The 22,148-nt window shown below is 29.1% G+C and carries 23 protein-coding genes; 6 read left to right on the top strand and 17 right to left on the bottom strand.

Going from position 1 to position 22,148, the window contains the following annotated elements:
- Positions 1-15: 15 nt before the first annotated feature.
- The 6 genes from clpA to proB all read right to left on the bottom strand — a co-directional run bounded on the left by clpA (position 16) and on the right by proB (position 6,691).
- Positions 16-2,355 carry an ATP-dependent Clp protease ATP-binding subunit ClpA gene (gene clpA / locus KPL44_RS07415; protein ID WP_216248328.1) on the bottom strand — a complete coding sequence of 780 codons (2,340 nt, stop codon included), beginning with the start codon at positions 2,353-2,355 and terminating at the stop codon, positions 16-18.
- 2 nt (positions 2,356-2,357) lie between these two features.
- A complete protein-coding gene (locus KPL44_RS07410; protein WP_216248326.1) occupies positions 2,358-2,693 on the bottom strand; it encodes an ATP-dependent Clp protease adaptor ClpS in 336 nt (111 codons plus the stop codon).
- 327 nt (positions 2,694-3,020) lie between these two features.
- Positions 3,021-3,401, bottom strand: a complete 381-nt coding sequence (locus tag KPL44_RS07405) for a hypothetical protein (protein WP_216145965.1) — start codon at positions 3,399-3,401, stop codon at positions 3,021-3,023.
- 266 nt (positions 3,402-3,667) lie between these two features.
- On the bottom strand, positions 3,668-4,456 hold the full coding sequence (locus tag KPL44_RS07400) for a YdcF family protein (protein WP_216248325.1): 789 nt from the start codon (positions 4,454-4,456) through the stop codon (positions 3,668-3,670).
- A gap of 95 nt (positions 4,457-4,551) precedes the next feature.
- Positions 4,552-5,808, bottom strand: coding sequence for a glutamate-5-semialdehyde dehydrogenase (locus tag KPL44_RS07395; RefSeq protein ID WP_216248323.1), 1,257 nt, complete (start codon positions 5,806-5,808; stop codon positions 4,552-4,554).
- A 64-nt stretch (positions 5,809-5,872) separates the two neighbouring features.
- Positions 5,873-6,691: a glutamate 5-kinase gene (proB, locus tag KPL44_RS07390; RefSeq protein ID WP_216248320.1), complete on the bottom strand. Its 819-nt coding sequence runs from the start codon at positions 6,689-6,691 to the stop codon at positions 5,873-5,875.
- A 264-nt stretch (positions 6,692-6,955) separates the two neighbouring features.
- Between proB and KPL44_RS07385 the strand changes: the two genes are divergently transcribed.
- Together KPL44_RS07385 and KPL44_RS07380 are read left to right on the top strand one after the other, a co-directional pair.
- Positions 6,956-7,510: a hemerythrin domain-containing protein gene (locus tag KPL44_RS07385; protein ID WP_216248319.1), complete on the top strand. Its 555-nt coding sequence runs from the start codon at positions 6,956-6,958 to the stop codon at positions 7,508-7,510.
- Between the two features lie 168 nt (positions 7,511-7,678).
- Positions 7,679-8,092: a hypothetical protein gene (locus KPL44_RS07380; protein ID WP_216248316.1), complete on the top strand. Its 414-nt coding sequence runs from the start codon at positions 7,679-7,681 to the stop codon at positions 8,090-8,092.
- Positions 8,093-8,353: 261 nt separating this feature from the next.
- Here the strand turns inward: KPL44_RS07380 and KPL44_RS07375 are convergent, their stop codons facing one another.
- Together KPL44_RS07375 and KPL44_RS07370 are read right to left on the bottom strand one after the other, a co-directional pair.
- Positions 8,354-8,515, bottom strand: a complete 162-nt coding sequence (locus KPL44_RS07375) for a hypothetical protein (protein ID WP_169829567.1) — start codon at positions 8,513-8,515, stop codon at positions 8,354-8,356.
- A 79-nt stretch (positions 8,516-8,594) separates the two neighbouring features.
- Positions 8,595-9,125 (bottom strand): DUF5667 domain-containing protein, encoded by a 531-nt coding sequence (locus KPL44_RS07370; RefSeq protein WP_216248314.1) that lies wholly within the window; start codon positions 9,123-9,125, stop codon positions 8,595-8,597.
- Between the two features lie 196 nt (positions 9,126-9,321).
- Here KPL44_RS07370 and KPL44_RS07365 point away from each other — a divergent pair, with 196 nt between their 5' ends.
- The 4 genes from KPL44_RS07365 (at position 9,322) to KPL44_RS07350 (ending at position 12,210) form a co-directional block, all read left to right on the top strand.
- Positions 9,322-10,071 carry an RNA polymerase subunit sigma-28 gene (locus KPL44_RS07365; protein WP_253201660.1) on the top strand — a complete coding sequence of 250 codons (750 nt, stop codon included), beginning with the start codon at positions 9,322-9,324 and terminating at the stop codon, positions 10,069-10,071.
- Positions 10,064-11,002: an anti-sigma-I factor RsgI family protein gene (locus KPL44_RS07360; RefSeq protein ID WP_216248312.1), complete on the top strand. Its 939-nt coding sequence runs from the start codon at positions 10,064-10,066 to the stop codon at positions 11,000-11,002. The genes KPL44_RS07365 and KPL44_RS07360 overlap by 8 nt, the downstream gene beginning before the upstream one ends.
- 115 nt (positions 11,003-11,117) lie before the next feature.
- Positions 11,118-11,297, top strand: coding sequence for an asparagine synthase (locus KPL44_RS07355; RefSeq protein WP_216248310.1), 180 nt, complete (start codon positions 11,118-11,120; stop codon positions 11,295-11,297).
- Positions 11,298-11,601: 304 nt separating this feature from the next.
- On the top strand, positions 11,602-12,210 hold the full coding sequence (locus KPL44_RS07350; RefSeq protein ID WP_216248309.1) for a 3'-5' exonuclease: 609 nt from the start codon (positions 11,602-11,604) through the stop codon (positions 12,208-12,210).
- A gap of 32 nt (positions 12,211-12,242) precedes the next feature.
- On the opposite strand, the gene KPL44_RS07345 is transcribed toward KPL44_RS07350, so the two are convergent.
- The 9 genes from KPL44_RS07345 to KPL44_RS07305 all read right to left on the bottom strand — a co-directional run bounded on the left by KPL44_RS07345 (position 12,243) and on the right by KPL44_RS07305 (position 21,832).
- The gene (locus tag KPL44_RS07345; RefSeq protein WP_216248308.1) at positions 12,243-12,662 is read right to left on the bottom strand and encodes an acyl-CoA thioesterase; all 420 of its coding nucleotides are present in this window, start codon (positions 12,660-12,662) and stop codon (positions 12,243-12,245) included.
- Between the two features lie 41 nt (positions 12,663-12,703).
- Positions 12,704-13,429: a hypothetical protein gene (locus tag KPL44_RS07340; RefSeq protein ID WP_216248307.1), complete on the bottom strand. Its 726-nt coding sequence runs from the start codon at positions 13,427-13,429 to the stop codon at positions 12,704-12,706.
- A 200-nt stretch (positions 13,430-13,629) separates the two neighbouring features.
- Positions 13,630-14,715: a GerAB/ArcD/ProY family transporter gene (locus tag KPL44_RS07335; protein ID WP_216248306.1), complete on the bottom strand. Its 1,086-nt coding sequence runs from the start codon at positions 14,713-14,715 to the stop codon at positions 13,630-13,632.
- Positions 14,716-14,736: 21 nt separating this feature from the next.
- Positions 14,737-15,894: a Ger(x)C family spore germination C-terminal domain-containing protein gene (locus KPL44_RS07330; RefSeq protein WP_216248305.1), complete on the bottom strand. Its 1,158-nt coding sequence runs from the start codon at positions 15,892-15,894 to the stop codon at positions 14,737-14,739.
- A gap of 35 nt (positions 15,895-15,929) precedes the next feature.
- Positions 15,930-17,051, bottom strand: coding sequence for a Ger(x)C family spore germination protein (locus KPL44_RS07325; protein WP_216248304.1), 1,122 nt, complete (start codon positions 17,049-17,051; stop codon positions 15,930-15,932).
- Positions 17,048-18,136: a GerAB/ArcD/ProY family transporter gene (locus KPL44_RS07320; protein WP_216248303.1), complete on the bottom strand. Its 1,089-nt coding sequence runs from the start codon at positions 18,134-18,136 to the stop codon at positions 17,048-17,050. Before KPL44_RS07320 ends, KPL44_RS07325 begins: the two co-directional genes overlap by 4 nt.
- Before the next feature lie 2 nt (positions 18,137-18,138).
- Positions 18,139-19,251 carry a Ger(x)C family spore germination protein gene (locus tag KPL44_RS07315; RefSeq protein WP_216248302.1) on the bottom strand — a complete coding sequence of 371 codons (1,113 nt, stop codon included), beginning with the start codon at positions 19,249-19,251 and terminating at the stop codon, positions 18,139-18,141.
- Complete coding sequence (locus tag KPL44_RS07310; RefSeq protein WP_216248300.1) at positions 19,248-20,342, bottom strand: GerAB/ArcD/ProY family transporter; 1,095 nt, start codon at positions 20,340-20,342, stop codon at positions 19,248-19,250. Before KPL44_RS07310 ends, KPL44_RS07315 begins: the two co-directional genes overlap by 4 nt.
- Positions 20,343-20,350: 8 nt before the next feature.
- Positions 20,351-21,832, bottom strand: coding sequence for a spore germination protein (locus tag KPL44_RS07305; RefSeq protein WP_216248298.1), 1,482 nt, complete (start codon positions 21,830-21,832; stop codon positions 20,351-20,353).
- Positions 21,833-22,148: the final 316 nt, after the last annotated feature.

Here is a 22,148-nt window from a genome sequence, read left to right as displayed (position 1 = left end):
TTTTTATTTGATCTTTTATTTGTACTTTTTTACTTGTCTTTTTTCACTTATCTTATTTGAATTATCTTTTGTTATTGTAAGTTTATCATCCACAATGTCAACTATCGCGCTACCGCCTGTACTAAGTTCTCCAAAGAGCACCTCATCAACAAAATAAGTTTTAATTTCTTGTTGAACAACTCTGTTAATTTCCCTTGCACCATAATCCTCTGAAAATCCCTTTTTACTTAACCAAGCATATAAGGCATCCGTTACCTTTAATTTTATATTTTTAGTTAAAAGTTTATCTTCAAACAACTTCATTGCCTTCTTTGCAATTTGAAGAGCCATAACCTTATCTATTTTATTAAATTCAATTACATTGTCCAATCTATTTCTAAACTCCGGAGAAAATACTCGCTGAACCTCTTTAATAATTGCCCCGCCAGCTCCCACTCTTTCTCCAAATCCAACTATATGTTTACTAGATTCTCTAGCTCCTGCATTTGAAGTCATTATTAAAATTACATTTCTAAAATCTGCCTTTTTACCAGTGTTATCTGTAAGTGTTGCATAATCCATAACCTGCAATAGCACATTAAAAATATCAGGGTGAGCTTTTTCAATCTCATCTAAAAGTAGAACGCAATAAGGCTTCTTTTTAATGGCCTCAATTAACATTCCACCCTCTTCATAACCTACATATCCTGGTGGCGAACCAATAAGCCTCGCTACAGTATGCTTTTCCTGATATTCACTCATATCAAATCTGATAAGTGGTATATCTAAACTCTTAGCTAATTGTTTACTTATTTCTGTCTTTCCCACTCCTGTAGGGCCTACAAAAAGAAGAGATGCTATTGGTTTATCTTCTTCATTGAAACCGGCGCGAGATCTCTTTATAGCCTTTACTAAAGTGTCGATAGCATCGCTTTGTCCAAAAACCTGTTTCTTCAAATTAAGATCCAAATTTTTCAATGTATCTACTTCATTACCAGATACACTTTGCTCTGGAATTTTTGCAATAGTAGCTACTATTTTCTCAACTGCACCTACCGTTATAACAATATTTTCATCATTATCACCAGCATAAAGCCTTGCATAAGCACCTGCCTCGTCCATAATATCTATAGCTTTATCTGGTAGAAACCTCTCCTTAATATATTTACTAGATAATTCTACTGCTGTTTTTAAAGCCTCATCTTTGTATGTAACATTATGGTAAGCTTCGTATTTATCTTTAAGTCCCATAAGAATACTTACAGTATCGTCAATTGATGGTTCTGGAACTTCAATCTTTTGAAATCTTCTAGCTAATGCACTATCCTTTTCAAAATGCTTTTTATACTCATCATAAGTAGTTGATCCAATGAACCTTACCTTACCATCTGCAAGAAATGGTTTTAAAATATTTGAAGCATCCATAGACCCTCCAGAAACTGCACCTGCGCCAACTATAGTATGGATTTCATCAATATATACTATAGGTTTTTCCTCTTTACTAATTTCGTTTAGGACTTTTTTAATACGTTCCTCAAAGTCACCTCTATACTTTGTACCTGCAATTAGAGCTCCCATATCCAAATAATATATTTTACTTCCTTGCAATACCTTAGGTACTTTATTTTCAACAATTAATTGTGCAAGTCCCTGAGTGATAGCAGTTTTACCTACTCCAGGTTCCCCTACATGAACTGGATTGTTTTTAAGCCTTCTACATAATACCTGAAGTGTTCTTAAAAGAATATCTTGTCTCCCAATAAGCGGATCCATTTCTCCTTTTTTTGCTTTTTCCGTTAACTCTTCCGTAAAATTACTTAAAAAATCTCCTTTTAAATTTGGATTATCCATATCCTCGTCATAAGTATATTCTATATCTTCTTCGTCTTCGGTGAAACTCACTTGATCTTCTCTTTCACTATCTATACTAGATGAAAAATCAAGCGTATCCACTACAGATATACCATGCGCTATATAATTAAGAAGATCCCGCCTTTTCATTTGCTGTTGTCTTAAAAAATAAGAAGCAAAACTTTCCTCATCATCATACATAGCAACAATAACATCACCTATCTTTACTAACTCTTTGCCAGATAACATAACATGATCTGCAGCGCTTGATAAAATTGTTTGTATTCCAATGGTTTGTATAGGTTCTGTGTCTTCTACAACTTCTATATTTTCCTTTAAAAATTTTTTAATTTGGTTCTTAAGCCTTTTAACATTACCACCACTATTTTCTATTATTTCTATACCCTCTTCGAAAAACAAAGAAGCATAAAGAATATGTTCAGGGGTAAAGTACTCATGATTTGACGTTTGAGCTTCATTAAAAGCTGCGGTAATAATTTCATTTACTATATCATCTAATTGCATAATTACTCCTCTTCTAATGTTAATTTCAGTGGAAATCCACTTTCTTCACACATTTCCATAGTTTGATCAATTTTTGTTAAGCCCACATCATGACTATATATCCCAGCGACGCCACTACCTTTCTTATGGACATCAAACATAATTCTTGTGGCTTCCACAACCTGTTTTTTAAAAACTCCAACTAAAACCTGTACAACAAATTCCATGCTTGTATAATCATCATTATGAATGATCACCATATAATTACTAGGTTTCCTAATCTTAGTTTCTATTTTTTCTTTAATATCAATTTTCTCTTTAGTTTCAATTCCCTCATTAAAAATCCTTTTTTCTGACATATTTAACAACCCCACTGTTTACCTTTAAATTTTTTTTTTGAATTTTTAAAAAATAACTAGCCAGAATGCTAGTCTACCTTTTTTATGATTATCGGTATAAGACTATTATATCCTACTTAATTATATATTACTGCATTTACGTATATTATTTCAACTATTGTTCACTTTTATCTTTCACATGTGGAATTATTAATTGTTATACTTCGTCTATAAATAAATATCCTCAAAAAAAATAAAATAGTATCAACCCCAAAGTTATCCTGGGATTTTTACCATTTTAATGCTTTCTACTATATCATTTATATATTTAAGCAAACATAAGCTTTTTTATTGTAATCTCATTTTAGTAATTTCTTTATAATAAGTAATACTTCCAGCCTCATCATCAGTAATCAAACCATCTACAAGTAATATATTATCTATGTCTATCATTTTGAAAGCTTTGGTTTGTTGATTATGTGCATCACAAATCTTAATACTTAAATTTTTACCTTTTTTATCACCAGTCTTAATTAGAAATAGTACATTTTCTTCTAAGCCGGAAAGGTCTTTAAATGTATTAAAATCTTCACTTATTAGTAATGACTTAATTACATCTTTTCTTAAGTCTTTTTTTATTATCGCTATAGTATCATCATGTTTGATGAGATATTCTGATATAAAACCTACTAATTCTGTTTTTGATTGAAATAATTGCATGTTTGACATTTATATTACCTCCTGAATTAATAGAATAAACCATTTACTTTATATATACATTATATTGTATTTTAATGCATATGTCAATAGACTATTATAATAATTTATCAAAGTTTTAAATCGTTATGTCAAGCCATTTAAGGAATAAAACACGAAAAATGTCAGTTTGTAAATCGATTATTTTGCTTATTATATTGCATAATTATACGTATATGCGTATATTGTTTTCTTTATCAAATTCTATAAGAACTTACTTTCTCTATTCTAAGATATTATTATTTATCAAATATAAATGAATTTATTACTGCTAAATACTCCCTTGCAAAGCAAGTAGGAACTAACATTGGATGAAGAGGTGCTGGATAACCATATACCTTTAATCCTTGTCTTTTCGCTAAAAATTTAGATCTAAACATATGAAAATTATTTGTTACAACAGTTACTTCTATAGTTTCTTTTTTATCTAATTTTTTCAAGATCTGCGTTGTGAACTTCATATTTTCAAAAGTATTGGTTGATCTCTCTTCTTTTATAATATTATTTTTTGAAACTCCATGTTTTATTAAAAATCTTTTCATAGCTTCCGCTTCAGTAATGCTCTCCCCGGAACCTTTACCACCTGAAACTACTATTTTAACATTAGGATTAATTTCAATATATTTAAGACTTGCATAAAGTCTTTGATAAAGAGCCGTCGATGGAATTTCGCCTCTAATACCTGCACCTAAAATCATAAGATAGTCACTATTTCCCTTATATTTTGATACAGCTGATTGAATTATTAAACCTTCTATAATTACAACAGAAATTAAACCAAGTAAAAAACATATTTTCACCATATTTTTAATCTTGCCTGGTCTTATTAACATATATTCTTTCTTATTTTTTTTCTCTTTTAATCCGAGTGTTATTAATACTATTCCAACACCTAGATAAAACCATGCAAAAGTTACTATCCCGCCAAATATTATTGTCCCTATATAATATATTTCACATAATAAACCTAAAATTATATATACATAACCTTTAGTTTTTATTAATCTCGCTAGTCTCCCTATAGACATAATACCAGCTCCTTCTTAAAATTTTCAAACCATAATTCATAAAATAATCAAAAATAAGATAAGCATAAATAATTATTTATACTTATCTTATAACCTTATTTTCTAACTTGACCATCTCCATATATAAGATACTTTGTAGTTGTAAGTTGCTCAAGTCCCATTGGTCCTCTAGCATGAAGTTTTTGATTGCTAATTCCTATCTCTGCTCCAAATCCAAATTCTGCACCATCTGTAAATCTTGTAGAAGCATTCACATAAACACAAGAAGCATCAACTTCTCTTAAAAATTTCTGAGAGTTCGTATAATTATTAGTTATTATAGCCTCTGAATGTTTTGTTCCATATTTAAAAATATGATCTATTGCATCTTCTATTGTTGAGACAACCTTAATTGAAAGTATTAAATCTAAATATTCAGTAGCCCAATCTTCCTCAACCGCAACTTTTGCATCTTCTATAATTTCCAGGCCCTTTTTGCACATTCTTATTTCTACGCCTAATCCATAAAGCCTTTTGGATAGTTTTGGTAAAAACTCGCTTGCAATATCTTTATGAACTAGTACTGTTTCTACCGCATTACATACCCCTGGTCTTTGAGTTTTAGCATTAACTATTATTTCCTCAGCCATTTTTAAATCAGCATCTGAATCAACATATATATGACATATACCTGATCCCGTTTCAATTACTGGTACTGTTGCATTTGCTATAATAGCCTTCTTAAGTCCCTTTCCACCTCTTGGAATAATTACATCTACATAATCATTAAGTTTTACTAATTTATTTACTAATTCCCTATCAACCATCTCAATAAGTTGAATACACCCTTTTGGCAGCCCTACGTTCGTGGCTGCTTTAATAATAACCTTAGCTAAAGCCATATTAGTATTTATAGCTTCTGATCCACCTCTTAGTATTATTGAATTTCCTGCTTTTATACATAAAGCTGCTGCATCTACAGTAACATTTGGTCTTGACTCATAAATCATACCTATAACACCAAGTGGAACCCTTACCATTGAAATATCTAAATCATTGGGTCGTTTCCATCTTTTTATCCCCTCGCCTATTGGATCTGGCAGAGTCGATACATTTCTAAGTCCTTCAGCCATCTTTTCAATTCTCTCCTGATTAATCATTAATCTATCAAGCATCGCAGTAGATAAATTATTTTTTTTCCCAGATTCCATATCCTTATTGTTAGCTTCAATTATAGTTTTTTTGTTATCTATTAAAACTTCAGCCATATGCAAAAGTGCATTGTTTTTCATAGTAGTACTAACAGTAACCATAATCCTAGATGCAGCTTTTGCATTTCTACCTATATTTATAATGTAGTTATCAAAATCCATTCATACCCTCCTTTTGTCCTTATGTAGCTAATAACAGTTACTAACTTCAATTTATCAATCCGTTTTACTTGGTGTTCTTATTCATATCATTTCCTTTAAATAATGTACCTATTTCAATTCCTTCTAAAATGTCAGTAATAACATTAGGTGTAGAGCCTTCAGCTATAATCATAGCAGCATTTGCATCTACTACAATTTCTGCTGCATTAATCTTAGTTGCCATACCACCAGTTCCAAGCTCCGTTCCTGCTCCCTGCGCTGATTCCTTAATTTCATCAGTAATATTTTGTACATTATATATTATTTTAGCATCAGAATTTACCCTAGGGTTTGAATCATATAATCCATCAATATCAGAAAGTATTATAAGTAATTCTGCCCCTATTAGATTTGTAACCATAGCCGACAAGGTATCATTATCTCCAACCATTATTTCATCAACGATTACAGCATCATTTTCATTTACCACCGGTATGACCCCTTGTGATAATAACATCAAAAATGTATTATGAGCATTTAAATGTCTCGCTTCATCACCAAAATCCTCTTTTGTCAAAAGAATTTGTGCCGTGGTTTTTCCATACTCTGAAAAAAACTTCTCATACATGTGGATTAATATGCCTTGACCAACAGCTGCCGCCGCCTGCTTTTCTGGTATTGTTTCCGGTCTTTTTGCAAGCCCTAATTTCCCCATGCCAGCTCCTATAGCACCAGAAGTTACAAGAACTACCTCAATTCCTTTATTATGAACATCCGCGAGTTGTCTTATAAGACTTTCAATATGTTTGTAATTTAATAATCCAGTAGAATGAGTTAATGTTGAAGTTCCTACCTTCACTACAATTCTTTTTACATTTTCTAAATATTCTTTTCTAATGTTCATACAGACACTCCTCATCTCATACTAAGACCTTACTTTATTTTTTCTATGAATTTGCTATAATAATCTAATTTTACACCATATAAAGATAAATTTCCATTTATATATTCCGTAACAATTGTAGTTTACCTAGATATTTTCATATGATATATTTTAATTAATAAGAATTGCTAATTTATAAATATGTATATAATAACTTGTTTTGTTTAAGATAAAGTATAAATACTTAAATAACCCATAAAACAAATTTTCTAGGAGGAACTAACTATGAATGCTATAGATTTAATGATTGAAGAACATAAACTTATAAAGAGGATGCTCGCTGTAACAAGGAAAATCTCTATTAAGGTGCTTAACAATGAAGAAGTTGATTATAATGATTTTAATAAAGTTATTGATTTTGTACATAATTTTGCAGATAAACATCATCATAATAAAGAAGAGGTTATTCTCTTTAAAAAAATGGGTGACGTTTTAGGAGAGCGAATAGCTAATGGTCCCATTATGGGTATGCTTGTTGAACATGATTTAGGCAGACTTTTTATAGGAAATCTAGAAACAGCTCTAATTAAATTTAAGGGTGGAGATAATGATTCTAGAGTAGATATAATTGCAAATGCTATAGGATACACTGACCTTCTTTATAGGCATATAGAAAAAGAAGATACCACCATTTATACCTTTGCACAAAGAAAGTTAAACAAAGAGCAACTAAGCGAAATTGACTTTGCCTGCCTTGAGGTAGAAAAAGAAGCTAAAAAAAATAATCTTCAAGATACCTATATTACCTTATTAAAAGAATTAGAATCTAAAATTGGTTAACGTTCTTTCCGAACATAGTCAATTTATGATATAATTAATTTATTGTCAGTAGTCATCCCTAGAAACGGGGATGTAATCATCCTAAGGAATATATTTAATTTTTATTAACAAAATTTTAAGATGATATAAATAATGACTAAATAAAAACTGTAAAGTGAGAAGATTAAAATGAGAAATGCAAAATTGGAAAGAGCAATAATTAAAATAGATAATGAAATTTCTGCTATGAACATAGCTAAGAAATACTTAACAAATTCAGAAGAAATTAATGCTGTTCAGAATACCATGAATAAAAAAAGACAGTTAATTGCTGATGATTTGTATGTTGATGATAAGAAATGTTATGAGCTTTGTTGTGACTTTATAGAAGAACAACTTGATAAGGACCTGGGACAAGAGGAGCAACAAGAATTACTTGAAGTTATAAAACAAAATTTTGGAAGACAATCTCCAAATGTATCAAAAAAAAGTAATGGTCTAAATGCCTGGTTAAAAGAACTTTGTATTGAATACAAATGGGTTAAAAATGAAGAAACCGATTGGGATCTTTTGGTTATTACCGGATTTGGATTATACGAATAAACTTAGTACTAAACACCAAACCTTGGTAATACCAGACTTGGTGTTTAATTAATTTCTTATTTTTTTTATTTACCTACTACCGGAACATTTTTCGCATCATTCCTCTTCATTTTTTTGTTTTTATCACCTTTACTTTGAACCTCTGGTGACATAGGTCTACTCATTCCCTTTTTAGCCATAATATTTCCTCCTTAAATTTATTTATTATCCTCATTTCATTAATTATCTTTTAGATATTATTTTATTTAAAAACCTTATCTACTATTTTTCTCCTCTAAAATCATTATTGATTTTTAAAACTTCCTCTTCATTTAGACTTGTTGATGTCATAACTTCGATAATACCACTTCCACTCTCAAGCATATTTTTTACTAATTCAACTTGCTCTTCATGTTGACCTTTTGGTAATTTTGTTTTCTTCATAATATTTCCTCCTCTAAAATTAAAATAAAGTATTGTAACATTTCATTACAATACTTTATTTTTACCTAGAAGATAATTTTTATTCTACCTTGTTTGGCACACTAACAGTTTTATCTTCATCTATAGCAACTTTATATAAACTTTGTTTTTCTTTTAACAATTCTTCAGCCACTTTTATAGCTACCTCATCACCAGATTTCTTCGCTCGCTCTAAACTAACTTTCACTAATTGAGTTTCAATTTTTTCCTTTCTACTATCATCTAATTTACCATTTAACTTTCCTAATTCTTTAATCATATCTTTTGCCAATTCATATTTTTCTTTATCTGTCATATCGTCACATTCAACTAATCTTTCATTTTCAATTTGTAAAATTACTTCTGTTTTCTTAACATCCTCAAAGTTTAAAAATAATTTTAGATTGTCCACTCCCTTGTTAATAACATAGAAAATGCTATTTCCTATGATTTTTGTTTCCTTATTTACAACCTCATTTATATTTGTTTCATTACTTATACTTTTAGAATTTTCAACTCCTATTGCAAACACCTGTGTATTTATGCTTATTGTAAACACTATAGCCGCAACTAAAATACCTACTCTCTTCATGTTAATTCCTCCTCATATTGTTCTTATATAAATAATAGTCTTTAATTATTGTCCCATATTTTAAATTTCACTTTATATACGTTACATGATATGATTTATTAGAGGGTTTTTCCATTTTACATAAATTGCAGTTTATTTTTCTTTCCCCTCTTAAAATTAATAATATTTACGTATAGAAAGTATAAGGGGTGTACAAATGAACTTAAAACTTCTTTTTCATAAAAACAAAAAAACAGTTCCGGGGTTAGATGAAGAACAAAGTTTTAATATAGATGCTTTATTTATTGAAAATCGTAATAATTTTATTGAAAAAAGCAAAGGTTTTATTTATTCAACTACAAGTAACATATGCAAAAGACATTTAAGCTGGGAAAATGATGAAGAACTTAGTATCGCACTTAATTCCTTTAATGTAGCTTGTGACAAGTATGATAAAACAAAAGGAAATTTTTATGGTTTTGGTAAAATTATTATTAAGAATTCATTAATAGATTTTTTTAGAAAAAATGTAACATGCCCTAGTCTAATGTTTTCTAATAATGAATTTAATATAGATTATATAGATAAAAAAAATTCAATTACTAATTTTGAAATTCAAATAGAGAATGAATTTAGAGTTGATGAAATAAACTTATTTTCTAAAGAATTATTAAAATACAAAATTAATTTTGATTCACTAATTAACTTATCCCCCTCCCACAAAGATACAAGAAATAATTTATTAAATATTGCATTTTTATCCTCTAGGGAAGAATCAATATTAAGATATTTAAGAACAAAGAAACGACTACCAACCAAGGAAATAATAATACTAACTGCCTCCAACAGAAAATTAATAGAAAAATGGCGTATATACATAATTTCTTTAATATTAATAATTACCAATCCGGAATATGTGTATTTGAAATCCTATCTTGATATAAAAGAGGGTGACATAAATGAATAAAACAGGTATTGTGATAAATATCATTAATAAAAAAGCTGGCATTATGACTTCCAGTGGAGAATTTTTATATATAAAAATTAGTAAAGTATTACCTAATATAGGTGGAATTTATACAGGAAAATTATACAAGAAAAATTTATTTATTTACAAATATGTTATAAGCGTTGCATCACTGATGTTTATGCTTGTTTCTAGCACCTACGCGCATTCCTACTATACCCCTGTATCAACTATAATTCTTAGGATTAACCCTTCTATTTCTATTGACGCTAATAAATGGAATAAAATTATTAATTCTAAGCCACTGAATTCTGATGGTGCCCTAATACTTAATAATATTAAGTTAAAAAATAAATCTATTGACGTTGGTCTTGGCCTTTTAGTTAAAGAAGCTAAAACTGAAAACTTTATAAACGAAAAATATATAATTGATAAAAAAGTTATTAATCTTGACATTAAAAGTACCAAAACCATCTCTATCGATATTTCTAACTTTGAAAATACTATAGGTAATAATAATTTAAATGTTAAAATTAATCTATCTCCGGGCAACACTAAGAACATTGATATTATAATTAATAATAAAAAAATAAACACTTCAACCTTAAACAACAATAGTTACAAAAGAAAAATTACAAGTAACCAATCAAATATAAATATAAGCGAAAATAAATCATCTAAAATTAAAGATACGTTGAATGATAACTCCGAATCTACAACAAAAAAATATAATAAAATTAACAGCGATATCAAAATTGAAAGAAAAAATTCACCTAGTAATTCATCATCCATCACAAAACATGAAAATTCAAATAAAATCAGAAATAATATGCATACATCTAAAAATAAAAATATTAAAAACGCCGATTTTCCTAGTAATAATAACATACAAAAACATTCCAATAAAACACAAAATAGAAATAGTAACTAAAACAAATAAATACATAACTAATAATATATAGATTACATTCTATATATTTCACAGTATTAACTTTCTCTCTTTTGTGAAAGATATTAATATGTTATTAAAAAGGAGGTTTTTTAATATGCGTGAAGGATTAATTCCAACGATTCTAGGTACAGTTGTAAGCGTTGCTGGTGCATCATTTTCAAAGAGTAACATGAAGAAGAAAAATATGTTTCCTATGATAGAAGCTGGTGTTGTAGGATTTGGGCTTGCTCACATAGTGCTTGGAGCAATTGATCTTGTTGAACACAGGAAATAGTATTAATTTTTCAAGCACTATATTAACAAAAGGACTGATTAAAGTTAACTTTAATCAGTCCTTTTGTTAATATAATTTATTTTTTCAAATTTTATATACTAATATTACTATAACACACTCTCCCGTCATATAACTTTTGAATAAATGCTATCTGTTAACAGTACTTTTCACACAAACCTTCATTTCACCTAAATCTATATTTACCTAGGGAATATTCTACAATATATAAAGATGTAAAATCTATGTTATAATTAATGTAACATTATTGTTATATTCCACAGAGAAATATGGGAGGGCTCATTTAATGAGAATGATTTTTTTTGATACAGAAACTACTGGCATAAGGCCAGGTAATATATGTCAGCTTAGCTATATACTCGTTGATACTGACTATAAACCTACAAAAACAATAGGTAAAAATATATTTTTTACTGTAGATTATGTAGAACCATCTGCAGAGGATGTACATGGTTTTAGTGTAGATACTTTATTTGCACTAAGCGAAGGCAAAACTTTCGAAGATTCCTATGAAGATTTTATTGAAGATTTTATAAATGCAGACATTCTTATAGGTCACAATGTTAATTTTGATATAAAATTTTTAACTCACGAACTTGAGAATTGTGGACATACTCTAAACCCTAAACATACATTTTGTACCATGAAGTATTATAAAGACATATGCAAACTTTTTACTTCACGTGGAGGATACAAAAACCCAAAATTAGCAGAAGCCATTAAATTTCTTGACTTAAACGAAGATCAAATAAACTTAAAAAGCAACAAGTATTTTGGAGACGCTGCAAATTTTCATGATGCTAGATTTGATACTACTGCAACATATTTACTAGTTACAGAAGGTATTAAAAAAGGTTTCATACCAAAACATTATTTTACGAATCTTGCTAAATAATTAACTTGAAAACTATTTGAAGAATAGAAATTCTATTTTTCAAATAGTTTTTTAAGTTTACTCCACATATCAATATTAACCTTTCTAAGATTTACGACTCTAAATTTTTCATTAACAAAAGCATGCGTTGTACTACCCTTAGCCAAAATTTTTCCATCCTCTGCCCGAACTACATTATAATTAAATATTACCTTAGCACCATTTAGCTCTTTCATAAATGTTTGGATAATAATTATATCTTCGTATTTTGCACCTTCTATGTACTTACATGAGCTTTCCACAACTGGTAACATAATATTATCTTTTTCCATTTCTTTATATGTCATTCCTATTGCTGTTATAAATTCTGTTCTACCTACTTCAAAATAAGCGTAATAATTTGAATGATGAACAATTCCCATTTGATCGGTCTCTACATATCTTACTTTTAGTTTTGTTTCATTAATATACATATTCATATCTCCAATAAAAATTCTTTTTAATTCTAAGAATATTAAAACTCATATATTATACCATCGCAAAATATTCTTTTAACAACTCTGTTACTTACATACATCTCAATTACATCGCCTATTTTTATATATAACTCTACAGGCAAATTAAGTTCATATGCAAAGTTCCCTGATTTTATTTTTAATTTTGTCCTATGTATATGGCTTCTTCCTACCAAATCAGCAAGGTCTGCCCCTAATAACAACCCTTGCCCTGACATTAGACTATCAATTTGTATTACCGGATAATCAGTTATTTTAGCAACAATAGGAATTAGATTTTCTATTTTTTTATTACAAATATAATCTATCTCTTCATCTATAATTATTGAATCATTTTCAATTATAGCATTATTAATATCCACTAAAAAATATGCATTTATTTGTGTTATATCTAATTTTTTATAATTAAAGTTTTCTTCAGAACGCATTATTCTAAGATATACTAGTTTTAATAATTCCTCATAGGTATTATCTTTGAATTTCTTGAATTCTTTAATTATTATATTCTCTATGCTTTTACTTAATCTTTGCTCATTAATTTTCCCTAAAATACTTTTACATCCCAGAAAACTTGCTAACTCAGATTTTATTTTATTTATATTAAAGTCCTTCTCCGTAAGTTTAATATCTGTACTCGCAACCATAAATACATTAGTATATTGCGGATATGCAGATTGAATGAATCCTAAATATTCTCCGTTTTTACTGTATACATTAAAAGGCATATTACGTCACTTCCTCCAAAACTATTTTTTCAATCATAAAAATAAATAAAATACTCAATATTAATATTATACATCTAACCAAAATTCATACATATAGATTTATAAAATATTATTTTGTTTTGTTATAGAAAATATTGAAAAAATTCTGGTGGTTTTTTTATAATAAAGATATTTATAAATAAATTTTAAGTAAAAACAGTTTACTTTCGACCTTTGTCTTTTATAAATATCAATATGGCAATAATAGATATGTACGTTATATTAAATAAAACTATTTTAGGAACAATATACCCAATTAAAGCTCTTCTTTGCACTTCATTTTTAATAATGGTGCATAAAAGGAGAGTAACCGGAAATATAAACCAATATATTTTCTTTTTATCTTTTATTTTACATATATAACTTAGAATATAAGCAAACGCATAATTCTCATTTGCTATAATCATAAACATCACGATACTCCATAAAAATAAAAATAAGAATCTAAAGTTAATTAGTATTGGTATGTCTATCCCTCCTGCTACTAATAAAACCGGCCATAAAGCAATAGATGTAACCTTATATCCTAAAGAATATATACATATAAATGTAATCCAAACATAAATTGACATAGTAATAAATAACGCTTTCAAAGTTATCTTTTTTATTTTGTTTTTTTCTTTCAAAACTGGATAAAATAAAAATATGGCTTCTATTCCGCTATAGGCAAAAACTGATTGAATGCTACCACTAAAAATATTTTTAATTCCTGGTCCGAATATAGGGAAAAGATTTAAATAATCTCCACTTTTCAGTGATATTACTAATAGCATTGTTATTGTCACTATAATATATAGCGAAATTTTATTGATTCTTACTAATACTTTTATCCCTTTATTACTTAAATAAATAGCTAATAGTATGGTAGGAATAAAAATTTTTATTGGTGTTAAAAAAGCTGTTGCATGCACTCTAAAAATATTAGCTAAGCCAACAATAGTAACTATTGTAAATAGACCAAATTCAGCCATAAATAAAATATTACAAATAATTCCGAGTATCCTTCCTAAATATATATTACTTAAGGTCAATATATTCTGATTGGGATGTTTTTTTGCATAATAAATTGATAATAAAGCCATATATAGCGGATACAGTCCACCAACTATCACCGATATCCAACCAGCCTGCTTTGCATCCTGTACTACCTCACTAGGTAATGCTAAAATATTTATTCCAATTATAAAACCTACTAAAATTGCTATAGTTTCGCTCTCTTCTAAGAAGTTTTTTTTTACTTTATCCATCTTATTTACTCCCCATATACTTTAATACTGACCTATTCCAATCTTATCAATGTTCACCACTACATTTACTTTAATATCTGCATTGCTTACCTCATCATTCCAATCTACACCAGATTCTCTGCCATATTTGGCCGCAGCATACATTCCTAAATTTAAGCAATCTATTTTATAACTATTTTTCATTTTGCATAAAAAATCATAACATTTCATTTCTATTTTTTTTGAAATGAGTTCTTCAAATTCTTTTTCACTTTCTTTTTTCATAGATTTATATAATGTATTCTCTATAATGTCACCCTGAAATTCTAAATCAATGATGAATTCATATTTGCCTTTTATTTTATTACATTTTACCTTCCTTTTAACCGTTGCATCATAATTTATATACTTATCTGGACTTTCCTGCAAACTTAATATTCCCTTCCCATTTTTCTCCCTAAGCATATTCATAATTTTGCCTTCCTCCATAGGTAGTACATAAGCCATTTTATCTCCTTTAAATAATGCCATTCCAGTAATCGCAATATTTTTATCCTTTATTTCTAGATATGGCAGTACTAAATTTTTGCCTTCTGAATCCAATGTAACATATATATTCAATAAATTATATTCAGTGTTGAAAAAATTATAGTTTGTTCCATGTCTAACAATACCCTCCATATAATCTGCCGCACTAGGATACCCATCTACCTTAACCCTTAATATATCTTCTGCCTTCCCTTTACCAACTGCAAATATAACTTTATCATTACCATTTGCATTAAAAAACAATATATTTACAATGTTTTTTATCCCATAAAATGCCTGTTCTTCACCTATTATAGTTATTTTCGGAGTTCCAATTGTAAAAGGTTTACTTGCATTTAATTGTCTTTGTTGCCTTATTTCTGCAATGGTATTTGCCTTTGTTTTTATAATACTACTACTTACATCACTACCTTTTATAATTTTAGTTGAATTTTTAATAGAACTGCCTGCACCTTCTTTTCCCTTAGTTTTAAAATCGTATATAGTAATAGGAACTCTATATTCCACCTCACCATTTAGACCTTTATTAATATCATACCCAACACCTGCTGTTATATTTAAATCCTCCACAGGGCTTACTTGCAATTTTTCTGCATAAATAGAAACTATACTTACCACTAACAACACAATTATTATTTTTTTCTTTTTCAAAGTGTCACCTTCTATTTTTTCTTACTTAGCTATATTTAATACTGTCCTCTTCCTAATTTATCAACATGTACCTTTACATTTACTTTAATCTCAGAGTTAGAGACAACCTCATTCCAGTCTACTCCTGTGTCTCTTCCATATTTCGCAGTAGCCACCCATCCTAGTTGCAGTAAGTCTACCTTATACTCTTTCTTCATCTTATCCAAAAATCCAATACACATATTTTCCACTTGTTTTGACATGTCATCCTCAAATTTTTGAATGGGCTCTGTCTTTACTGTCATACCTTCATATAACCCATTGTTAACAATTTCTCCTTTCAAATCCAAGTCAATAATAAAAGTATATTTGCCGTCTATTTTTTTACATGTAATCTTTCTTTTAGATTCCGCTGAATAATTCACATATTCTTTTGAATTCTTTTGTATGGTTAATATGCCCTTTACTTTATTTTCTCTAAGCATATTCATTATTTTTGTATCCTTTGTATCCAAAATAACAGCTAGCTTATCCTTGTTAAAAACTGCCATACCTTTTATTTTAATTCCATCTTCCATTATTTCAATATATGGACTAACAACATTTTTGCCCTCTGCATCTATTGATAAAAATGCATCCTTAACCATGTAATCTTCCTTAAAAAAATTATAGTTTACTGAGTTTTTAATCATATCGCTTATATACTCTGCTGAATTATCATAACCTGTGGAAGTATACTTAAGATAATCTTCATTCCTACCTTTGCATACAACTAAAAATGCATTGTCATTAACCACAGAGTTCTTAAAATTAACATCTATTAAATCTCTTATTCCATATTTAGCATATTCTTCATCTACTATATAAATCTTTGATAGTCCTAAAAAAAAATCTTTTCCTGTTTTTTTTTGTCTATTCTCTCTTGTTTTCCCAATAGTGCTACCTATTCCAGTACCTAATAGTGTTTCAACAGTGCCGTCTTCTTTATATTCATTAGCATTGGTAGAGACCCTATATATTATATTCCCTTCACCATTTTTATTTATTCCAATTCCTACACCCACAGAAATACCTAAATCCTCCACACTATGTGTTTTGTTTTTTTCACCTCCAAAAATAACCATAATTAAAGTACTACATAAAAAAACATTCAATATTATATTCATATATTTTTTCATTTTGCCCATCCTTTTTTTATCCATATTAAACTGGTGATGAGGGTTATATATATTAAATTGTAAATAACGCTGATTGGAAGGGTATATTTTATAATTTTCTCCATCGCTAACTTATCCGAATAATAGGTGTTTGTAATGATAATAACCAAAACAGCTATAACAACATATATTAATTTTTTATTTTTTATTTTCTTAAAATCATTTAAGAAAACCAAACACACGTAATTAAAAATAGCGACAGATTTAATTGCTATAATTATCCAAAAAAATATGAAAATATATTTAAAATTATTTATTACTTCAACCTTTACTGCCGATGTAACTCCAAAAAAACTCCATATTGTTTTATGAATAATATCTTTTCCCATATAATATATGGTTATAAAAGTAATCCATGTATATATAATAGCAGTAAATCCTACTGCCTTTAAAGTGGAACTCCTTATCTTGCTACTATCGTTTATAAAGGGATAAATTAAAAATATAATCTCCATTAATGAGTAATCATAAGCAGAGTAAACGCTACCTTTTAAGATATTTACAATTCCTGCCCCAAATACAGGACTTATATTTAAATAACTTCCTTGTTTTAAAATAGAAATGGTAGGGATAATTACCCCTAGCACCATCCAAAAGGTGATAGCACATGTCCTTCCCAGCACTTTAATTCCAAGGCCAGCAGCGTATACTCCTATAAATAATAAAACTACATAAATTTTAAAAGGAGTTAAAATAGGGGATGCTTCCGTTCTTACAATTAACATGATTGTTGTAATTAATGGTGGAAAAAAGCTAAAAAAACTTAGTAAAAAAAGAACATTTAATATGCTCCCAAATGTCTTTCCCAGGTATCTTTTACTAAGCACTAAAATATTATCCTTAGGGTATTTTCCACTTACATATACAGCTAAGATAGCTACATATAAGGGATATAAAGCCCCTATTATTACAGAAATCCACTCATCCTGTTTTGCAATATCTATTCCCCCATTAGGTAAACTCGTAGCCGTTACATCAAGCATAATTCCTATTAATATAAAAGTTACTTCATTTGGAGTTAGTAGATTTTTCTTTTCTATCCGCATACCTAATAATCTCCTCTACCCTGTAAATCTGCATTAACCGCCACATTTACTTTAATATCTGCATTTGAAACTACTTTATTCCAATCTACATTTTTCTGCCTTCCATACTTTGCAGCCGCTTCTCTTCCAAGAGTAATACAATCCATCTTATAATCACTCTGCATTATTTTTATAAAATCAACACATTGCTTTTCCATATCTTTTTCCATATCTTTTTCAAATTCTTTTTTTTTGTTTATATCCTTTAACATATCAACGTACATTTCATTATTAGTAATTGTACCTGTGAATGTTAAATCAATAATGAAACTGTATTTATCTCCATGCTTATAACATTTCACTTTTCTTTTACCAGTTTTTGCATCAAAATCAACAAACTCTTTAGGACTCTTTTGTAAAGTTAGTATCCCGTTTACATCATCATTTTTTAACAAATTAAGTATTTTACCCTTTTGTATATCCACAACTTCTACCATTTTATCTCCATTGAAAATAGCCACACCAGTGATTTCTATTCCTTCTTCTGTTATTTCTATATATGGAAGCACCAGACTTCTACCCTCAGCTCCAATCCTCACATACGCATCTATTAACTTGTAGTTATTAGAAAAAAAACTATAATTGCCATAAGATTCTACAAGCCCCCCTACATATTCTGAAGAGTTACTATAACCTTTTTCTTGGTACCTTAAATAATCCTCTGCTTTCCCTTTGCATACTACCATATAGGCCATATTGTTCGTTTGTGGATTTCTAAATCTATCATCTATCAAAGTTTTTAAACCATACCTTGCATAATCCTGGCTGACAAAAACAACCCTTTCTTGCCCCTGTACAAATTTTTTATCCATCTTTTCTTGCCTTTTCTGAGTTACTTCCCCTAAATTTTGACCTTGCTCATTAAATAACAAATTCGCTTGCTTACCACTTGCCTTATAAACATTTGTATTAATAGGTATACTATATTCAATGTTGCCTTCACTTTTTCTTTCTATATCATACCCAATGCCATTAATAGTCACTATCTCCTCAATAGGTACCCGGTCTTGATCAAGCATAATAAATACATAAATAAAAACACCAATTATTATGATGAAGTATTTTTTTTTATTCAAGCTCTATCTCCTCCCTTAAAAGATATAAATATAGCAATAGATGTCATATATAATAAATTAAATATGATAAACCCGGGTAAAATAATATCGTTAATATTTTGCCTACTTATTTCATTACCAAACTTCAGAGATAAATATACAATTATTGGAAAGATTAAAAAATAAATATTTTTAGTCTCTATTTTATGTGCAAACTCTTTTAAAATATATATACTTGCATAACAGTTAATGCTCATACTTTTAAATGCTACTAAACTCCAAAATGTCATAAAAATGTATCTATAATTATTGATTACTGATACGGTTATAGTTTCTGTAACCACCAAAAATGACCAAAAATTTTTGTTCACAATATCTGGTCCTAAATAATATATAGTTATAAAAACGCACCAAACATAAATAACAATAGCTATAGTCACACTTATAAGCGAAGATTTAAGAATCTTCTTTTTCTCTTTTAGAAACGGATAAATAAGTAGGATTATTTCCGCTCCTCCATAAGCAAAACTTGATTTTATAGCCCCCTTTGCTATTGAACTAAAACCAGAGCCAAATACAGGATAAATATTTGTCATGTTCGGAGATCGTAAAGCTATTATAGGTGATAAAAGAAGAATGATTGTAACGTAAAAAGAAATTTCACTTATTCTTCCTATTACTTTTAAGCCTCTTGAAACCGCATAAATAATACAGATAACTAGGATAGCTATAAGTTTAAAAGGGGTTAAAAATCCCATCATATAATTTCGCATTAAGTTACTATAATAACAAGCATTCATCGATGTTATAAAAATAAAATAAGTAGCAAAGATTAAATTAAAGCTACTTCCAATAATTTCACCAAAATACTTTTTACTCAAAATTAGTATGTTATCATTATGAAATTTTCCACTTATATAGTTGGCTATACTTACAACATATAATGGATATATTCCACCAATTAAAGTGGAAATCCATCCATCCTGATGAGCAGCTTTTACTACACCATTTGGAAGTGATAAAACACCCACTCCAACGATGCTACCAAAGATAATAAGGGCAAACTGACTTACCGTTAAGTAGCTTTGTTTTTTACCAGAGTTTCTCTGCATTTTATCCACTACCTTTTTTTCTTAAACTTGTTTCTATAATCCGTCTGCCTTATTGGGTCACTATTGGGAATTCCCTCTGGCCGTTTGTTCATCTTCCAAAGCGGTGCTCTAATAAAGGTATCCTTCATGTCACTTTTATGAAACTCAAAATATGGTACACCTAGACTGTCTAAAGATGAAAGATGAACTAAAATTAAAAACCAACCCACTGCAATTCCAAATATGCCCATGATATTTGCTAGTACCAGCATTGGAAATCGTAACATTCGAATAGAAAGGGACATATCATAATTAGGTATTAAAAAGGTAGTAATTACAGTAATCCCCACTATAAGTAAGGTAGTCGGGCTAACCATTTTAGATTGAATTGCCGTATCACCTATAATAATGCCTCCTACTAAACTTAATGTTTGAGCAATTTTAGTAGGTAGCCTTAAGCCACCCTCGCGTAAAAACTCCACAACTAGTTCCATAGCTATAATCTCTAAAAATGGAGTTAGGGCAATTCCTACCCTTGATTGAACAATGGGGGTGACAAATTTTATGGGTATAAGTTCTACATTAAACTTTATAAGTGTTAAATAAATAGAAGGTAGGGTAATAACAATAATTGCCGCCAAAATTCTTAGAAGTCTTACAAAAGAGGATACAACTGTTCTTTCAGTATAATCCTCTACAGCCTGAAAAAATTGCATGAATATTGCTGGATATACAAGCACCATTGGCGTTCCTTCTACAATAATAACTATTCTTCCTTCTAGCATATTTCCAATGGCTCTATCTGGTCTTTCTGTGCTATAGGCTTGTGGAAAAACCGTATAGGGATAGTCTTCAATATATTGCTCAAGCTTTCCCGCTGAAAGTACGGCATCTACGTCAATAGCTTCTATTCTCTTTTTTAATTCTTCCAATACATGTTTATCCACTATATCATCTATATAAACTATTGCCAAATCACTCTGCAATCGACTTCCTAAATTAAATAACTCAATTGTGAGATTCTTATCCTTGACTTTTCTTCGAATAAGGCTGATATTCACTTCTAAATTCTCTACAAAACCATCTCTTGGACCTTTTGCTGCTGTTTCATTCATAGGCTCCATAATAGCACGTTGTACTCCACCTGCAGTGTCAGCTATTATTACTTCCAAATCGCCATTTATTAAGACTGCTGTTTTTCCTCTTTTGAGATGATCAACGACCCCATTTACATCTGATTCTATTAATGTATTGCTCATAGAAATATATCTTTTACAAAGATACTCTCCTATATTCGCCCTCCCATTTAAATTTTCTCCTATATGAATCATCAGAGGATTCAATATATCTCTATCAATAATATCCTTGTTCGCAATTCCATTTACATAGATAATCGCAGCTTCTAAAGGCTGATCACTTCCAATATAAAAATGCTTTACCACTATAGGACTTTGCTTGCCTAACCCATTCCTAATTAAATCTATATTTCCATTTAAATCTCCATTTTCCATTGCAATCACCATGTCCTTTTCTTATAGATAGACAGATTGTGAATTATATATTGATACCTCAATTATGATTTTTATATTACATAGTTTCTCTTATTTAATCTAAAATATCCACTTTGTTTTTTCTATGTTAATTTTAAATGTACGGCTACTCCTATAATAGCTATATCAAGTATGTAGTAATTAAATAAGCTTCACAACTTAAAAAATAAGAGCACTAGCCCCTTACTGTTACACAGTAAGGGGCTAGTGCTCTTATTTAGTATAAATTTTAATTAGACAGGTATCTTTATATAAAAAAAGCCCTATAAAACAAAAG

Source organism: Clostridium sp. DSM 17811 (assembly GCF_018861905.1).
Taxonomy (GTDB): domain Bacteria; phylum Bacillota; class Clostridia; order Clostridiales; family Clostridiaceae; genus Clostridium_AD; species Clostridium_AD frigoriphilum.
Note: the sequence above shows the minus strand (reverse complement) of the source record. Positions and strands in the feature narration are given on the sequence as shown.

Excerpts from the sequence above, each read along its gene's own strand:
- KPL44_RS07335 (WP_216248306.1), bottom strand. The coding sequence starts at position 14,715 with ATGGATAAAGTAAAAAAAAACTTCTTAGAAGAGAGCGAAACTATAGCA.
- KPL44_RS07320 (WP_216248303.1), bottom strand. The coding sequence starts at position 18,136 with ATGCGGATAGAAAAGAAAAATCTACTAACTCCAAATGAAGTAACTTTT.
- KPL44_RS07310 (WP_216248300.1), bottom strand. The coding sequence starts at position 20,342 with ATGCAGAGAAACTCTGGTAAAAAACAAAGCTACTTAACGGTAAGTCAG.
- KPL44_RS07370 (WP_216248314.1), bottom strand. The coding sequence starts at position 9,125 with ATGAAGAGAGTAGGTATTTTAGTTGCGGCTATAGTGTTTACAATAAGC.
- KPL44_RS07325 (WP_216248304.1), bottom strand. The coding sequence starts at position 17,051 with ATGAAAAAATATATGAATATAATATTGAATGTTTTTTTATGTAGTACT.
- KPL44_RS07380 (WP_216248316.1), top strand. The coding sequence starts at position 7,679 with ATGAGAAATGCAAAATTGGAAAGAGCAATAATTAAAATAGATAATGAA.
- KPL44_RS07340 (WP_216248307.1), bottom strand. The coding sequence starts at position 13,429 with ATGCCTTTTAATGTATACAGTAAAAACGGAGAATATTTAGGATTCATT.
- KPL44_RS07360 (WP_216248312.1), top strand. The coding sequence starts at position 10,064 with ATGAATAAAACAGGTATTGTGATAAATATCATTAATAAAAAAGCTGGC.
- KPL44_RS07365 (WP_253201660.1), top strand. The coding sequence starts at position 9,322 with ATGAACTTAAAACTTCTTTTTCATAAAAACAAAAAAACAGTTCCGGGG.
- KPL44_RS07375 (WP_169829567.1), bottom strand. The coding sequence starts at position 8,515 with ATGAAGAAAACAAAATTACCAAAAGGTCAACATGAAGAGCAAGTTGAA.
- KPL44_RS07410 (WP_216248326.1), bottom strand. The coding sequence starts at position 2,693 with ATGTCAGAAAAAAGGATTTTTAATGAGGGAATTGAAACTAAAGAGAAA.
- KPL44_RS07305 (WP_216248298.1), bottom strand. The coding sequence starts at position 21,832 with ATGGAAAATGGAGATTTAAATGGAAATATAGATTTAATTAGGAATGGG.
- KPL44_RS07385 (WP_216248319.1), top strand. The coding sequence starts at position 6,956 with ATGAATGCTATAGATTTAATGATTGAAGAACATAAACTTATAAAGAGG.
- KPL44_RS07350 (WP_216248309.1), top strand. The coding sequence starts at position 11,602 with ATGAGAATGATTTTTTTTGATACAGAAACTACTGGCATAAGGCCAGGT.
- KPL44_RS07405 (WP_216145965.1), bottom strand. The coding sequence starts at position 3,401 with ATGTCAAACATGCAATTATTTCAATCAAAAACAGAATTAGTAGGTTTT.
- KPL44_RS07355 (WP_216248310.1), top strand. The coding sequence starts at position 11,118 with ATGCGTGAAGGATTAATTCCAACGATTCTAGGTACAGTTGTAAGCGTT.
- KPL44_RS07345 (WP_216248308.1), bottom strand. The coding sequence starts at position 12,662 with ATGTATATTAATGAAACAAAACTAAAAGTAAGATATGTAGAGACCGAT.
- clpA (WP_216248328.1), bottom strand. The coding sequence starts at position 2,355 with ATGCAATTAGATGATATAGTAAATGAAATTATTACCGCAGCTTTTAAT.
- KPL44_RS07400 (WP_216248325.1), bottom strand. The coding sequence starts at position 4,456 with ATGTCTATAGGGAGACTAGCGAGATTAATAAAAACTAAAGGTTATGTA.
- KPL44_RS07395 (WP_216248323.1), bottom strand. The coding sequence starts at position 5,808 with ATGGATTTTGATAACTACATTATAAATATAGGTAGAAATGCAAAAGCT.
- proB (WP_216248320.1), bottom strand. The coding sequence starts at position 6,691 with ATGAACATTAGAAAAGAATATTTAGAAAATGTAAAAAGAATTGTAGTG.